This window comes from Pseudomonas sp. SLFW, from assembly GCF_009905615.1.
Taxonomy (GTDB): Bacteria; Pseudomonadota; Gammaproteobacteria; order Pseudomonadales; family Pseudomonadaceae; genus Aquipseudomonas; species Aquipseudomonas bambusae.
In genome coordinates, this window is the sequence record NZ_JAAAKW010000009.1 from 183,201 (window position 1) to 198,251 (window position 15,051).

At 58.7% G+C, this 15,051-nt stretch carries 11 protein-coding genes; 4 read left to right on the top strand and 7 right to left on the bottom strand.

Features of this window, described 5'->3' with window-relative positions:
• Positions 1-114: 114 nt before the first annotated feature.
• The 6 genes from GVN17_RS17645 to GVN17_RS17665 all read right to left on the bottom strand — a co-directional run bounded on the left by GVN17_RS17645 (position 115) and on the right by GVN17_RS17665 (position 9,819).
• Positions 115-2,604 carry an RHS repeat domain-containing protein gene (locus GVN17_RS17645; protein ID WP_256665296.1) on the bottom strand — a complete coding sequence of 830 codons (2,490 nt, stop codon included), beginning with the start codon at positions 2,602-2,604 and terminating at the stop codon, positions 115-117.
• 9 nt (positions 2,605-2,613) lie between these two features.
• Positions 2,614-5,055, bottom strand: a complete 2,442-nt coding sequence (locus GVN17_RS17650) for an RHS repeat-associated core domain-containing protein (RefSeq protein WP_166596536.1) — start codon at positions 5,053-5,055, stop codon at positions 2,614-2,616.
• Between the two features lie 78 nt (positions 5,056-5,133).
• Positions 5,134-7,695: a hypothetical protein gene (locus GVN17_RS17655; RefSeq protein ID WP_166596537.1), complete on the bottom strand. Its 2,562-nt coding sequence runs from the start codon at positions 7,693-7,695 to the stop codon at positions 5,134-5,136.
• 129 nt (positions 7,696-7,824) lie between these two features.
• The gene (locus GVN17_RS17660; RefSeq protein WP_166596538.1) at positions 7,825-8,607 is read right to left on the bottom strand and encodes a hypothetical protein; all 783 of its coding nucleotides are present in this window, start codon (positions 8,605-8,607) and stop codon (positions 7,825-7,827) included.
• Positions 8,604-8,735, bottom strand: a complete 132-nt coding sequence (locus GVN17_RS29720) for a hypothetical protein (RefSeq protein WP_256665290.1) — start codon at positions 8,733-8,735, stop codon at positions 8,604-8,606. The genes GVN17_RS17660 and GVN17_RS29720 overlap by 4 nt, the downstream gene beginning before the upstream one ends.
• Positions 8,736-8,880: 145 nt before the next feature.
• Complete coding sequence (locus GVN17_RS17665) at positions 8,881-9,819, bottom strand: hypothetical protein (protein ID WP_166596539.1); 939 nt, start codon at positions 9,817-9,819, stop codon at positions 8,881-8,883.
• 342 nt (positions 9,820-10,161) lie between these two features.
• Here GVN17_RS17665 and GVN17_RS17670 point away from each other — a divergent pair, with 342 nt between their 5' ends.
• Entirely contained in the window at positions 10,162-11,283 is a 1,122-nt protein-coding gene (locus GVN17_RS17670; protein WP_166596540.1) for a diguanylate cyclase, read from the top strand.
• A complete protein-coding gene (locus tag GVN17_RS17675) occupies positions 11,276-12,205 on the top strand; it encodes an iron-sulfur-binding ferredoxin reductase (RefSeq protein WP_166596541.1) in 930 nt (309 codons plus the stop codon). Before GVN17_RS17670 ends, GVN17_RS17675 begins: the two co-directional genes overlap by 8 nt.
• A gap of 142 nt (positions 12,206-12,347) precedes the next feature.
• On the opposite strand, the gene pyk is transcribed toward GVN17_RS17675, so the two are convergent.
• On the bottom strand, positions 12,348-13,799 hold the full coding sequence (gene pyk / locus GVN17_RS17680) for a pyruvate kinase (RefSeq protein WP_166596542.1): 1,452 nt from the start codon (positions 13,797-13,799) through the stop codon (positions 12,348-12,350).
• Positions 13,800-13,987: 188 nt separating this feature from the next.
• Between pyk and GVN17_RS17685 the strand changes: the two genes are divergently transcribed.
• Positions 13,988-14,362 carry a tol-pal system YbgF family protein gene (locus tag GVN17_RS17685; protein WP_166596543.1) on the top strand — a complete coding sequence of 125 codons (375 nt, stop codon included), beginning with the start codon at positions 13,988-13,990 and terminating at the stop codon, positions 14,360-14,362.
• 329 nt (positions 14,363-14,691) lie between these two features.
• The gene (locus GVN17_RS17690; protein ID WP_166596544.1) at positions 14,692-15,051 is read left to right on the top strand and encodes a PilZ domain-containing protein; all 360 of its coding nucleotides are present in this window, start codon (positions 14,692-14,694) and stop codon (positions 15,049-15,051) included.

The window sequence follows — 15,051 nt, forward strand, 5'->3', positions numbered from 1 at the left end:
CCTGCCGCAGGGTAAACGTTAGTCGTGAAGGGTAGGGGGGCGCCGAACGGTCATGGAGGGCTGCGACCCTGAGATCGCTACCCTCGGCTCGCTGCGTCATTGCGAAGACGATGACTAAACCGGCTTATAGAGCTGAAAAGAGGCGAGTTCATACTCGACGCCATGAGCGAAGTAGTGTGGTCCGTGCACCCCTGTCAGTCCTTTCAAATGGGGAATCTGTTGAAGTGCGAATGGCGTTCTGACGCCTTCTTTCGTCACAAAGTTCGCCGACTGTTTCATCCACTTAGCGGTACCGACGAAAATGTTTTCATGAAACCCCAACACGGGCCTGCGCAGGACGTTGGCGACTTCTTGTGCCGCACCGCTGGAGCCTCCCTGACAGGCGAGCAGTACGAACGGCCTGTTCGGGTCCATGTTGACCAAGAGTGGGGCGATGTCCGTTTTTGCGACATTGGCGGCGGTGTCATACAGACCTTTTGAGTTCATCAGATAGCCTTCGGGGGTTCCGTGGGTTTCGAACCCCATAAACTTGTCTCCCCACAGTTTCTTGTGAAATACGACATCGTGGCTTCCAAGCCTGCGCTCGAAGAGGATAGAACTGTCGCGCCGCTGCAGCACTTGTTTCGCGGCGATCCTCGCACTGGCGTGCCCAATGGCGGTCAGTGCGCTGGCGGCGATGCCAGTGCCCAGCGACACCCAGCCCAGTATGTTGGCCGTACGCTTGTCACCTCCGGTCATTTCAATTCCCAGGGCAGCGGCGCCGGTGCCCACCGAGGCCACGTTCAGAATGCCCGCGCTGATGATCATCACCGCGCTTGGCGTCAGCGCTTTCAAGCCAAACATTGCGATAGGTGTGATGAGCGCCGAAGCCGCGCCCAGGCTGGCAATGGTGCCTGCGATTCCAACCGCCAGCCCCACCCCTGCGAGCGCATAGTTCACCCAGCTGTGCCCGTCCGGGTCGATGCGGTTGACCGGATCGCCTGCGCAATAGACATAAGGGTTGATGCCGCCTCGGCCAAACGGGCTCTCGCTGTCAGGGCTGAGAAAGCACATCAGTACCGGGTCGTAAGGTCGGTAGTCCCCCAGGATCTGCCAATGAGTGACCGGTTCGACGCGCTGGCCGGCAAAACCGATCGGCAGGTGCTCGGCGTTTTCACGTTCTGTTCCGTAGGCGCTGTACTGACGCGTGCGGGTCGTCGTATCGGCTTCAAGGCGGACGCTGCCTTGTGCATCGGCCCCCAGCAATGTCGTTTGACGGACCTTATCGGTCATGGTGTGGATGGCAAACACGCCTTGCTCACCCGAATAAAATTGCAGGCTGTCGGTTCCTGTTCGTTCATGCGTCACCTCTTCCCCACTGAAGAAGCTGCGACTCAGCGTGTCGTCTATACGACGATCCGTGAGGTGACCGCTGGCGGTGTAGCCGTACTCGCAGTGATGGCTTTCGTGGTCGACACTCGTCAAGCGACCTTGGGCATTCCAGCGCATGCTGCGGCCCAGACTGTCGCCGATCACCCGGCCACACTCGTCGTAGGTCACCACCACTTCGCTCGGCCATGTGGGATGGCTGTGGGTGACTTTCGTCACGCGAACCGGGTCGTCGCTGGCATAGCTGAACAGCGTCTCGTTGGTACTGCCGTCGACGAAGGTGGTGAGCACACGCTCATGTCCGTTGAGCGCGTTATAGGTGAAGCGCTGTTCGACAATGGGGTTGCCGAACGGGTCGTCAGGAGCGATGTCGGCGTCGGCGGTGTACAGCACCAAGCGCCTGCGAAAATCGTACGCGAAGGTTTCCTCGCCCGCTTGCTCGCCATCGCTCCAGTGCCGCGAGGTGATCTGATCGAGCGCTGAATACCCAAGCGTTTGCTTCAGGATTCGAGTGGCAGGATCACCGTCAGCGTCCTGCGTCGTGGCGATGAAGGTGCGGGTGTGCTCGCGACCTATGCTGTCGTAGGTGAGCACCGTGCTCAGCGTGCTTCCCCCGTCCTGGTCTTCCACATCAATGTGAGTCATGCGCGACAGCGGGTCATAACGATAACGGCTCATCAGATGGCCGACGTGAACTTCTTCAACCCGACCTTGGGCGTCCAGACGACGTCGGTGCCGAGTGCCTTGAACATCGTCAAAACCCTGCAACAGTCGGTTCAGCGAGTAATGCCAAGTGGTGACGTGTTCTTCATCTTCGACCGCCCATATGTCCTGACTGGGTTGGCCCGATGCTTTGAATTCGAAGGACTCATCGCCCAGCCCCCCGCTGGCTGATTGGGGCATCCCCAACGGGTGATAGCCGAGAAGCTGAACAGGTTCGCCTTCGGCGCTGACGCTGAGCAACTGATTGTTCAATGCAGACTCGTAGGTGAATTCGATGCGCTTGCCGTCGGCCAGGGTGTTGGCCGAAGGAGGGAGCTGCCCTGCGCGATAGTGAAAGTTCGTGATGTGCCCGCCGACATCGACTGAGAGATGCCGGCCCAGGCCGTCGAAGGTCTGCCGACCTATCATCATGGGTGTATTCATGGTTTCCAATCCGTGGAAAAGGGTTTCATGGCGCCGCTCGACGAGCTGCAGCTGCCGTCGGGTGAGTGGGACGGAAGGCAGCCGCAGCATCAACTCGTCCTACAAAGCAGCGGTTATCGTTCCGTCAGGGTGAAAAATCTTTGCTCCCGCTTCTCTGAATGAAGTCTTCCAGGCCTTGAAAGGATTGCCCGTCGCTCGCAAACGTTCGAGGTAGGGCACTGCTTCCAGCGGAGTATTGGCCACATTGCCTCCGAGCTGAAGGTTGGCGAAACCTTTGACGAACGTCTTTTCAGTGAACCCTTTAACGGGGCGCCCCAGCTCCTTGGCAATCTCCAGTGCTGCTCCGTTCTTGCCGCCCCAGCACGACAGCAGTACGAAGGTTTCGTCCGCTGGATAATTCAGCGCTTTCAGCCTTGGCGCGATGAAATCCCTGGCAATGTCCGCTGCCCTTGCGACCTTGCCATCAGGCCCCATCAACAGCGCGCGGAGTGGGTCCCCATGGGTAAGCAATGCCGCTTGGTTCGTTCCTCGGTAGGTTTCGATGAATCCCACGTCCACGGCCCGGGATGTGCCCTGATAGATCACTTCGCTGTTGCCGAGCCGACCGGGTTTGGGGGACCAGTTGGTTTTAAGGTCCATCGCCCGTTGCTGCGCGCCCGCATTTCGCAAACTGTGCATCTTCAGGCCTATCCCTGCGCCAGCCAGACCGGTGACCAGCGAGATGCCCCCCAGAATCCCTGCCGCCGATCCCCCATGCCCACTGATTTCCAGCGCGAGGCTCGCGACGCCGGTGGTGAGGGACACGACATCCAGTGTCGCAGCGGCAAGGCAGGCGATCTGTGCAGTCGACAGCGTCGAGGTCGCGCTGAATAACGCACCCGCAATCGGCAGCGCTGCCTGAAGACCGGGAATGAGTGCTATCGCCGAGAGGGCAAGACCCGCCCCCGCCAGTGCATAACTCACCCAGCTGTGTCCGTCGGGATCGACACGATTGACCGGATCGCCGGCACAGTAGGCATAGGGGTTGATCCCACCCGCACCGAAGGGGCTTTCGCTGTCCGGCGCCAGGAAACACATCAGCACTGGATCGTACGGGCGGTGCCCGCCGGGGATGTACCAGCCGGTCAGCGGCTCGCGTCGTTCTCCCGCAAAACCGAACGGCACTTGCGCTGCATCCAGGGCTTGAGCACCGTGCGCGGTGTACCCAAGGGTTCGAATGGCACTGTCGGCTTCCATGCGCACGGTGCCCTGACCGTCGGTGCCGAGAAGGGTGGTCTTGCGCATTCCTTCGGTGACCTTGTTCACCGCGAACAACGAGTGGTCGTCGCCAATGAGCTGCAGGCTGTCTTCACCCGTCTGTTCATGCGTGAGCTGGTCGGCGCTGAAGAAGCTGCGGGTCAACGTATCGTCAATCTGCCGGTCAACCAGTCGCCCTCGGGGATCGTAACGATAGGCACAGGCGCGGCCTTCGTGGCTCACTTCAGTCAGGCGGCCCTGGGTGTCCCATTTCATGCTGCGACCCAGGCTGTCGCCAATGACCCGGCCACAATCGTCATACGTCAGCGTGACCGAGGATGGCCAGGATTCATGAGTGTGTGTGACGCTCACCAATTTCGTCGGATCACCTTCGGCGTAGCTGAAGACGGCTTCATCCTGGGTGTCGTCGGCAAACGTGTTGAGCACCGTTTCGTAGCCATTCAGCACATTGAAGGTGAAGACCTGCTCGACAATCCGGTTGCCATAGGGATCTTGGGGGGCCGCTTGCGCATTGGCGGTGTATTGCACCAGCCGGTCACGGTTATCGTATTCGAACGTTTCTTCCCCGACGTGCTCGCCGTCGTTCCACGTGCGCGAGATGACTTGGTCCCGTGCCGAATAGCCCAGCGTCTGAGTCACGGCACGAGGTGCACCGTCTTCAGCGTCAGGGTCGGGGGTGATGGCGAACGTCCGGGTGCGTTCCCGTCCGAGCGTGTCGTAAGTGATGGAAGTGGTCAGGGTGCGCGCGCTGTCAGGGTCCGAAACCTCGACACTGATCAGACGAGAGAGTCCGTCGTAGGCGTAGCGCGTTTCGATGCTGCCCACGCGGGTCAGCTTCACACGACCAGCCTCATCGAATTCGCGTCGATGAGTGATGCCCTGTGCGTCGTCAAAACCTTGCAGCAGGCCCGCGACTGAATATTTCCAGTGGGTGGTGTGGGTGGTGTCGTCGACGACCCACTCATCGCTCAAGGCTTGCCCTGACGGGGTATAAGCGAACGACTGAATGCCCCGTTCTCCGCTGGCGCTGGCGAGTTGGCCGATGTCTGCCTGATACGCCATCTGCACGGGCGTTTCATCCTGCCCCAGAACGCTCAGCAGTTGATGATTGAGGTTTTTTTCGTAGGTGAAGGCGATTTCCCGGCCGTCGGCCAGAGTGTTGCCCGACGGGGCAAGCTGTTCATTGATGTAATGAAAACGTGTGGTATGCCCCCCGACCTCTACGGTGAGCTGACGGCCCAGGCCGTCGAAGGTCTGCCGACCTATGATGATGGGTGTGTTCATGGTTTCCGATCCTTGGAAGGACGGGGTCGATGCCGGTGGCACCTCCCCCGACTGAACGTAAAGGGATGTCGATTCCGCTCACGCCTCCGGCGCGGTCACGGCAACGGACTCTGGATGGTTATCATCGCTATGCTGCGCGTAGGTCCAGTTGACGACCGTGCCATCCGGCAGCGTCTGCTCAAGGAGACGACCGTAGAAGTCGAGGCGTTGGAGGGTGACACGGTCGTCTTCACCTTCGATCTGAAGGCGAGTCTCGAACACTCTGTCCAGTCCGTCCCGAGCCCACCGTGTGGTGCGGATCAGCGTATCGCCCGTGTCATAGAGCTGTTCCTGAATCACGCTGCCCGCGGCGTTGAAGAGGCTGACCTTGCTTGGCCCCTTTGTGTCGCCATTCGCCTGCCACTGTTTGATGGTCAGTTTCGCCGGATTATGTTCGGTGCGCGTTTGCACACCATCGGGTGTCGTAACGCAGCAGGTCTGGCCCCAGTCGTCGTACTCGGTGGTCGTGGTGAGAGGCAGCGCGGTCACCGAGGCGGGATCGTTTTCATCGCGTAGCCAGTCGGTCTGGGTTTCGCTGATCACTCGGCCCTCGACATCAAACACCGTGCGTACGATCTCCCGAAATTCACCCGGCGCATGGTCGAGGTCTTCCAGTTCGACCCGAACGGTGCGGCCTTCGCCATCGAGCCACTGGCGGCGGCGTTGGCCGGTGGCATGGGTGTGTTCGATCATGACCGGTTTTTCGTCACCGGTTCGTGCGGCCAACGCGACCTTGTCACCGACGTGATAGGTGGTGGTACGCGTGGCTTTATAGCGGCTGTCGTCGGCGGTAACCGCCAGTGTGACGCGCCCCAGTTCGTCGTACTCATAACGGCTCAGCACGCCCGCCAGAGAGCGGTCCCGGGTCATTTGCCCAGTCGTCAGGGAGCGTGCGCTGTCCTGGCTCTGGCGCACGGTTTCTGTCTCTTCGAAGCCTGTGATGCTGACATGTGTGCTCAGTTCATCGCCGGTCAGTTCGTAGCGGTAGTGGGTTGTGGTGGCTTTGTCGTTGAGTGTCGTTACGGTACGTTGCAGTCGCGCGTAACCATCGCCTTCCGAGACGTAGGTCTGCACGGTGGTTTCCATCAGCCGGGCAAGGGTCTCGTCACGGGTGTGCTCGCTTTCCACCAGCACGAGAGCCGGTTCGCCTTCGATCAGCGAATTCAGCGAGGTGTACGTGTAGGCCGTGGAGACTTCGCTCGCGCCGCCATGACCTCCATCTTCGAGTGGAGCGGGTTTTACGGTTTTCTTCTTGAGGTACCGGACCATGCCCAACGCATTGGCCGGGCAACCCTCAGCGCCTTCGGCCGGATAATATTCGCTGTGCTCTTCGACGCCTGCGGGTGAGCGGGTAAACACCAGATTGCCGGATTCATCGTAGCGGTACTCAGTCGTTGCGCTGCGTTGCGCGCCGTGTTCATCGGTATGCGTGACGGTCTGTGCGTGAGGCAGTTGGCACCACGCCGGTTGGTCGGCCCAGTGTGTGTCGGGCTCGATGCCGAAGGTGGTTTGCGTGTGGACTTCGCACTGTCCCCGTTTGACGACCTCCGAGGTCAGCAGGTGGAAACGGTTCCAGGTGCGGGTGATGGTCGAGAGGGTATTGCCGTCGGGATCGGTCTGGGTTTCCACCACCTCGTAATCGTAATCCTGTTCGACCTCGTAGAGGTTGTCCCGGCCCTGTTGCCAGTCGAATGCCTGATCGCTGCCATAACCCAGATAGTTATGCGCGCTGGACCACTCATAACTGCGGGTCAGCTCGGTATCGGGGTTCCCGGCTGAGTGTTTCCACTCGGCGACACGAGGCAGAACGGCAAAAGGCGCGCCCTCTCGAAGCTGATGACCGAACTCTCCCGTGGCCCAGGTCACGGCGTCCGAGGCGCCCAACGGGCTGGTGAGTGCTGTAGGGAGCAGCAGGTGGTTCTGATCGTCCAGGGCGTGATGCTCGTATTCGATGCCAAACGGCACCTCGATGCCTGGCAAATACACATCGCTCAGCGTGTCGTTGGCCAGTTGCAGACGCAGGGTCCGGGCTTCGGACTCCGGCACGATGAAGCGCACCTCACCCTCGTCACTTTCGACCTGCAGCAAGGTGCGGGACTCGTCGCGGATGCGGTCGAGGATGAAGTCTTCGTTGGCGAACGCCGACCACTCCACGAACAGGCGGCGACCTTCGGGGCTGCGGATTTCGCTGACCAGAAAGCGCGAGCTGTCCTGTTGCTGTGTCAGGAATTCGGTTTGACCGGTTTTATGATCGATCCGAAAAACGCTCTCGCTCTCACAGGTCACGACCATGGACTTGATCTTGGCATCGAGCAGCACCAGCTCGCTGCCGGCAGAGAGGTCGGATCTTTCCATGTCAATGGCGAAACGCTCGCCTGATGAAAGGCTCAACGTGGGCGCATCCTGATGGAGGTTGATTTCGCTCAGGTCCAGAGACCAGCCAAATCCATAGCCCCGATTGCGGGTGGAACCCAGCACACCGAAGGACAGGGTGGGCGACAAGGCAGGGCCGGCGAGATGATTGGCGGGGATCAACGGCAGTTTAAACGCCAATGTGAATTGGCCGGTGCGAGCATCGACACCGGTTTTGATAAAGTCCATGAAATTCGTGGCTTGGGTGTGCAATGTATCTAGAGACATATTCTGGTCACTCTGAAGTCGGCTTGAAAGTTCGGGGCGTGCGTGCTCCGCAACAGGAGAGGCACGCACGCGTTCCTGAACTTAAAATGATCAGATCACAATGAAGTCAATAAGATTTCCATTGCTTGCCTGGGTCATTTCAATGGTGTGTTCATTGCCATACTGATCAAGAAGGCCCCACCGGGACGTCGCGTTTTGCGCGCCAAATAGTGTCACGGGGCCAAAGGTCTTGATTCGGATAAAGACCATGCTGCCCGGGCGCCGGTGTACGGAGAGGTCAGTCGTGGGGGCCTTGAATTTTCTGCGGTCGCTGACCTCGAAAGCCAAGTGGGTATAACTTCTGGGTTCACCGTCAGCGAACCAGCCGTTATCTTCTATCGTTTCCTGGTAGTAAGGGTTGCCTGATCCTGGGCCATAAGGGATTGACGCGACCAGTCGCAGATTGCGGCCTTTTAGATACAGCTGATAGACGTCATAGTCCCAGTCGGTGGCGTTGACGGTGTGTTCGTAATTGTCTTCAACCTCAAATGCAAAATCATCGCGGTTCAGCCGCCGAGGCGTCAGGGTTTCGAGGGTGATGGACGAGTTGAACTTGCTGGTATGGCTGACGTATTGCGTTTCGTCATCCTTACTGATCGCGGCATAGACTACGTCCAGAGAACCACCGGATCGGGTCGATGAAACGTAGAATCTGCGACGTCGTGAGTTGGCTTCTAGCAATGCACCTGGGGCCAGGCCGGTGTCTGCATAATATTCAAAGCGTTTGTCACGCTCGGTAGACATCTGCAGTTCGCCGCTCAGTTCCTGATACTGGCCATCGTCATCGAGTGTGACCAGGCGAATGCTGTCCAGTTGCTCTTCAGAGATGATCACGCCAGCTTTGGGGTGAGGCTCACGGACACTTCAAGTTGATGGCGTCCATTGCCAAAGACCTTGTTCGAGTTCGAGCTGACTTTGACGTCGAATCGGGTAATCCAATGGGTATCGTTTGCAGGGTTCATTTTTAACCTTCCTTGGTTATTGAAGACGACTGCTGAGCAGTCAGTGTGAACAGTGAGAAATGACACAGGCGCTCATGGAGTTCTTGCGCCCAGCGCGCGCCATGCTTGTGAGAGATGACACGTCCTGAATGCGATGAAGTCGGGCTTAACTCGTGACTGTAAAGTCAAGCAGGTTGCCGTCGCCTTTTTGAGTCATGTCGATTTGATAGTGATTGCCGTATTGATCGAGCAAGCCCCAACGGCTGCCGCTATTCCTCAAGGAGGTCGGGCGGTCTTCACCGATCAACTTAAGCCGTACAAAATTCATGGTGCCTGCAGTTTTGTTGACGGCAATACGGGTGCCTCTATAGATCAGGCTGGCTTCAGGCCCCACTTCAAAAGCAACGTGGTAGTAGGTTTTGTAGCGGCGCCGGTGCGCATGAATGGGCCCGGAGAAAGAGGGGGGCGGTGTGACATCGATACTTTTACTGTAATAAGCCTGGCCACTGGCGACGCCGTCGGCGATGGAGTCGACGATTCTGTACTGCTGATCCTTGAATCTCAGATGGTAAATATCGAAGTCGGCGGCAACGCCATCCAGGGTCACATTGAGCGTGTCGTCGCCCCAGAACGTGAAATCCTCGCGTGTCAGCCGTGGACGCGCGACCGTTTCAATGAGCACTTCGGAGTTGAACCGGCTGGTGCCCGTGACGTAGTGAGTCTCGTCGTCCTTGCTGATGCGCGCATAAAGGGTGTCATGTGTGCCAGCGGGGCGAGTCGATGACACGTAGATTTTCCTGCGAAACGTGCCCGACTCAAGCTCCAGCTTCCTGAAAGACCTACCGCCTGGAAAGTATTCGAATCGCTCGTCACGTTCATTGGAAGCGCTCAAATCGCCTTCGAGTTCCTTGTAGTGACCGTCATCGTCCAAAATGACCAGCCGGATACTGTTCAGTTGCTCCTCAGTGACTTCCTGCCCCGCTTTGGGCGTGACGCTGACCGAGATCTGCAGTTGCTGAAAGCCATTGTTGAATACTTTGTTCGAGCTGTTGGTAATACGAACTTTGAAACCAGTGAGCCAGTTTGTGTCGTTTGCTGGAGTCATGCCGTTAACCATCCATGGTTGTTGAGGTGACTACAGAATAGGCAGGGAGGCGCCTGCTCAGTGATATACATATTTATATCGGGGTGCAGGCATTATCACCGGATATTTCATATGCGCCCTGCGCAGGCTGCGACCCTTTTTTGTGCTCCGGCGCACGCCGCGCATTGCCCTGACTGCTGAATGCCATCAACATCCACACCGGACACATTGGCGAACGTTCCCGTTTCCTCTACATTGGAAGCCTTGCCAGACGATTGAGATGCCTGCCGTTTTCCATGGTAGGCACGACCGGCCAGCGGTGCACCGCAGATTGACCTTGCCGGACAGGACGACCTTCACCCCATGATGAACCAACCTCATATAGACGGATCTATCCAGCGCCTGCGGTTCAAGCGTTTTGCATTGGCCGCAGGCACGTATGTGTTGCTGATCGCGCTGGTCTGGGTGGCGTATTGCGCGGGTTACTACGAGGCCAATTTCTTCAGCCTTTGGCTTGCCACGGTCCTGGTGCTGCTGTCACAGGGCGTCATGAGCCTGGTATTTTTCGGCGAGTACAACAAACGCTTCAAAGACCCCAGCCTGACCGAGTTCCAAGTGCTGATGGGGTTGGGCTGGCAAACCTTTCTGTTGGCGCATCTGGGCCCGGCCCGGGGCACGTTTCTGGTGCTCTACGTACTGGTGCTGCTGTTCGGCCTGTTTCATCTCCCGCCGAAGGTCTTCACTCGTTGCGCCGTCCTCGCCTTGACGGGCTTCATCGGGCTCAACCTGTGGGATGCCTTTCAGGATGACCTTGCCGATCCAGGCCTGGCGGCCTTGCAAGCCTGTGCGTTGTTCATCGTGCTGGCGTGGCTGTGCCTGTATGCGCGTTTCGTGCAGAGTTCGCGGCAACGCATGCATCAACACCGCATCACCTTGCAGGCCCACCAGGAAACCTTGCGCGGGATGATGTTTCAGCTGGAAGAGCTGGCATCCACCGATGAACTGACCAATTTGTTCAATCGGCGTCACTTTCTGCGTCTGGCCACCCGAGAGCTGGAAACGATGGACGGTTCGTACACGGAAGGGTTGGCCTTGATCGACATGGATCATTTCAAGCGGGTCAACGACGTGTTGGGCCATGCCGCAGGCGACCGGGTGTTGCAGGTGTTCGCGGCTACCGCGACGGAATGCCTGCGCGCAGATGACATTCTGGCCCGCTACGGTGGCGAAGAGTTCGTGTTGTTGATCCCCCGCTGCACTCGGACCCAGTTGGTCGAATGCTGTGAGCGCGTACGTTTGGCGTTCGAACAGGTGGTCATTCCCGAGTTGCCAGGACTGGAACTGAGCCTCTCGGTCGGCATGACCCTCGTCGAGCGCGATGATGATATGGACAGCGCCTTGCAGCGTGCCGATCAGGCGCTCTATCGCGCCAAGCATCAGGGTCGAAACCGTTGCCATGGCGCATGGGAATCTGTTGATGCCTGATCTGCGTGCGGGAGATCGACAGTGGTCGGTCGCCTCGGGGAGCAATTTGCTCGACTCGCTGAATCAGGCAGGGCTGTCCGTTCCTTACAGCTGTCGGGCGGGCAGTTGTCACGCCTGTCTCGTGCGTTGTCTTCGCGGTGAGCCGCAGGATGCTTTGCCTGAGGCGCTGGACGCCCGCAAGCGCGAGCAGGGCTGGCGTCTGGCGTGTCAGTGTCGGGTCGTGGACGATCTGGACGTTGAAATCTTCGACCCGAAACGCGACGGTTCACCGGCTCGGGTCAGCGGGGCGGACTGGTTAAGCCCCTCGGTCCTGCGCCTTCGCCTTGAACCCGAGCGGCCTTTGCGCTATCGCGCCGGGCAGCATCTGGTGCTGTGGACCGCGAGCGGCATTGCGCGCCCTTATTCGCTGGCGAGCGTGCCGGGAGACGACGCTGCGCTGGAGTTTCATATCGATTGCAGCAAACCCGGCGCTTTCGCTGACGTTGCTCGCACCCTGATGCCGGGCGACGTCATCCGACTGGGCGAACTGCGGGGTGGGGCCTTGCACTACGACCCTGACTGGCAAGCACGGCCGCTCTGGCTATTTGCTGCCGGGACCGGGTTGGGGCCTTTGTGGGGGATTTTGCGCGAAGCGTTGAACGCTGGGCATCAAGGGCCGATTCGGGTCATGCACGTGGCGCGTGAGCATTATTTTGCTGACGCGCTTGAGGCTCTTGCGCAGGAACATAGCCAGATACAGGTTGAGCTGGTCAATGCCGAGCAGGCTCAAACCACGCTTGCAGGCATGCGCCTCGGCTCACGACAAACCGTTGCCCTGGTTTGCGGATCGCCCGCCAGCGTCGAGCTGTTCTCCAAACGCCTGTTCATCGCCGGTTTGCCACGCGGGCAGTTGCTGGCGGATGTGTTTCTCGAAAAGGCTTGAGTCGTAACGCTGCGAGCACAGCTCGCTGGCCGTGGCCTCCGCAAGATCGTTGACGCCGGCAAGTCGTGTAGCTACAGAATCTGCGGCATAAAAAAGCCCCACCTGCATCACACAGGTAGGGCTTTTTCATGGCAGCGGCGTCTTACACGATCGGGTCACCAACGTGCAGGATCTTCATGCCATTGGTGCCACCGATGGTGTGGTAGCTGTCACCCTTGGTCAGGATGACCCAGTCGCCTTGCTCGACCAGACCGCGCTTGACCAGTTCGTCCACAGCCGATTGGCTGACCTGACCCGCTGGCAAAGAAGCCGGGTCGAACGGAATGGTATAAACGCCACGGAACATGGCGGCGCGCGCCTGGGTGCCACGGTGCGGGGAGAACGCGTAGATCGGCACCGACGAGCGGATGCGCGACATGATCAGCGGGGTGTAGCCGCTTTCGGTCAACGCGATGATCGCTTTCACGCCCGGAAAGTGGTTGGCGGTGTACATGGCCGCCAGCGCGATGCTCTCGTCGCAACGGGTGAACGAGTGACCGATGCGGTGGCTGGAGGTCTTGCCGGTCGGATGACGTTCGGCACCGACGCAGATGCGCGCCATGGCCTCGACGGCTTCGACAGGGTAGGAACCGGCAGCACTTTCGGCGGACAGCATCACGGCGTCGGTGTAGTCGAGCACGGCGTTGGCCACGTCGGACACTTCGGCGCGAGTCGGCATGGGGCTGGAAATCATCGATTCCATCATCTGCGTGGCCACGATCACCGCTTTGTTGTGGCGACGTGCGTGCAGGATGATTTTCTTCTGGATGCCCACCAGTTCGGCGTCGCCGATTTCCACGCCAAGGTCACCACGGGCCACCATGACGGCGTCACTGGCGCGGATCAAGGCGTCGAGGGTTTCATCGTTGGCAACGGCTTCGGCGCGTTCGATCTTCGCCACCAGCCAGGCGGTACCGCCCGACTCGTCACGCAGCTTGCGGGCGTATTCCATGTCAGCGGCGTCGCGCGGGAAGGAAACGGCCAGGTAGTCCAGGTCCATTTCAGCGGCGAGCTTGATGTCTTGCTTGTCTTTTTCGGTCAGCGCCGGTGCGGTCAGGCCACCACCGCGACGGTTGATGCCTTTGTGGTCCGACAGCGGGCCACCGATGGTCACGGTGCAGTGCAGGGCGTCAGCGGTTTGCGTGTCGACACGCATGACCACGCGTCCGTCGTCGAGCAGCAGTTCGTCACCTACGCCGCAGTCCTTGACCAGATCGGGGTAGTCGATACCCACGACTTCCTGGTTGCCGTCCGTCAGAGGATGGCTGGTGGAGAAGGTGAATTTGTCACCGACTTTCAGCTCGATCTTCTTGTTGGCGAATTTGGCGATACGAATTTTCGGGCCTTGCAAATCCCCCAGCAACGCGACGAAGCGGCCGTTCTTGGCGGCGATGTCACGAATCAGCTTCGCGCGAGCCTTGTGCTCGTCGGGCGTGCCGTGGGAGAAGTTGAGGCGGGCAACGTCCAGGCCCGCAAGAATCAGCTTCTCGATGACTTCTGGCGAATTACTGGCTGGGCCTAGTGTGGCTACGATTTTGGTGCGGCGAACGGACATGCACAAACTCCTTAAATGAAGCGCAGCGGAAGGCTACTACTGTATTGCGCTGTAGTCATTGTTCCTTTGCACTACGTGTTGTCTCTTCAATGTGCGATTGGCCCAGTCTCTACAGGCCGTCGGCGAGCAAATCGCACTTGAAGAAATTCTGTGAGGCGCCGATACAATGCTGAGCACAGGAGACTCTCATGCGAATCGTGATGATATTAGTGGCGCTGGCGGCCTTGAGCGGTTGTACGCGCTGGGCGATGAACAGCCATTTGAACAATGCCAACCGTGCGTACGCCCAGGGCGATTGCGATGCGGTGATGTACAACCTGTCGAAAGTAGACCGCGAAAGCCGCGCCCGTCGGTACGTGCAGCCGGAAGTGTCCATGCTGCGCGGACAGTGCCTTGAACGCCAGAAAATGTACGTCGATGCCATTCAAACGTACCAGTTCATCCTGACCCAGTATCCCTATAGCGAATACGCGTTCCGGGCCAAAGCGCGGATTGATACGTTGCACCAGTTGGGTCATGACAACATGGCGCCTGCCGCCATTCCGAGACCTGCTTCACTGTAATTACACCCGCTTGGATAGACGGTCTTCTTTTTGGGTGGCCTTTGCCAAAGCTTCAGCTAGTCTGCAATCGGTAGGGACCTAAAGATTTCATCACAGGAGTGGCGAAGGGCACTCTGATATTCGAACGCGTTGATCACTTGAACCCGGTGGTTAGCGCGAAATCGAATAATCGGATCAGTGACTTCGGTTATGGCTGGTGAGTCAGATGACGTCCCTGTTGTAATGAACAGGTGGGTTCGAGCGTTTCGTCGTCTGTGCCGTTCACGTGCGACCGGACCCCTTTGCATTAGCAAGGCCATGCTCAATGGTCATTCGAGGACCTTTGTCCAATGCTCAACGAAAGACGAATCGAGCGTCACCAGCTCCCGTATTACCTTCAGGTATTCAATCGGTATACCGATAAGCCGCTGGGTTGCCTGGGAAACGTTTCAGAACAAGGCCTGATGTTGATCAGCGATCTTCCCATTCTGGTGGGCGCGGATTTCCAGTTGCGCCTGAAAGTGCCGGACGGGAAGAACGGGCTGTACAACATCGACATCAACGCCAGTTGCTTGTGGTGTCAGGAAGATGAAACGCCGGGTGTCTACGACTCGGGCTTCAAGCTTCAGGCTGCGCCTCCCGAGTATTACGACTTGATTCAGGCGTTGCAGCGTTATTTCAGCTTTTATCCTCTGGAGGCGTCGGCCTGA

What these genes read in the sequence shown, in the direction of transcription:
- GVN17_RS17650 (WP_166596536.1), bottom strand. Translation starts at nt 5,055, where the DNA reads ATGAACACACCCATCATCATAGGTCGGCAGACCTTCGACGGCCTGGGC.
- GVN17_RS17670 (WP_166596540.1), top strand. Translation starts at nt 10,162, where the DNA reads ATGATGAACCAACCTCATATAGACGGATCTATCCAGCGCCTGCGGTTC.
- GVN17_RS17685 (WP_166596543.1), top strand. Translation starts at nt 13,988, where the DNA reads ATGCGAATCGTGATGATATTAGTGGCGCTGGCGGCCTTGAGCGGTTGT.
- GVN17_RS17665 (WP_166596539.1), bottom strand. Translation starts at nt 9,819, where the DNA reads ATGACTCCAGCAAACGACACAAACTGGCTCACTGGTTTCAAAGTTCGT.
- GVN17_RS17655 (WP_166596537.1), bottom strand. Translation starts at nt 7,695, where the DNA reads ATGGACTTTATCAAAACCGGTGTCGATGCTCGCACCGGCCAATTCACA.
- GVN17_RS17690 (WP_166596544.1), top strand. Translation starts at nt 14,692, where the DNA reads ATGCTCAACGAAAGACGAATCGAGCGTCACCAGCTCCCGTATTACCTT.
- GVN17_RS17645 (WP_256665296.1), bottom strand. Translation starts at nt 2,604, where the DNA reads ATGCTGCGGCTGCCTTCCGTCCCACTCACCCGACGGCAGCTGCAGCTC.
- pyk (WP_166596542.1), bottom strand. Translation starts at nt 13,799, where the DNA reads ATGTCCGTTCGCCGCACCAAAATCGTAGCCACACTAGGCCCAGCCAGT.
- GVN17_RS17675 (WP_166596541.1), top strand. Translation starts at nt 11,276, where the DNA reads ATGCCTGATCTGCGTGCGGGAGATCGACAGTGGTCGGTCGCCTCGGGG.
- GVN17_RS29720 (WP_256665290.1), bottom strand. Translation starts at nt 8,735, where the DNA reads ATGAACCCTGCAAACGATACCCATTGGATTACCCGATTCGACGTCAAA.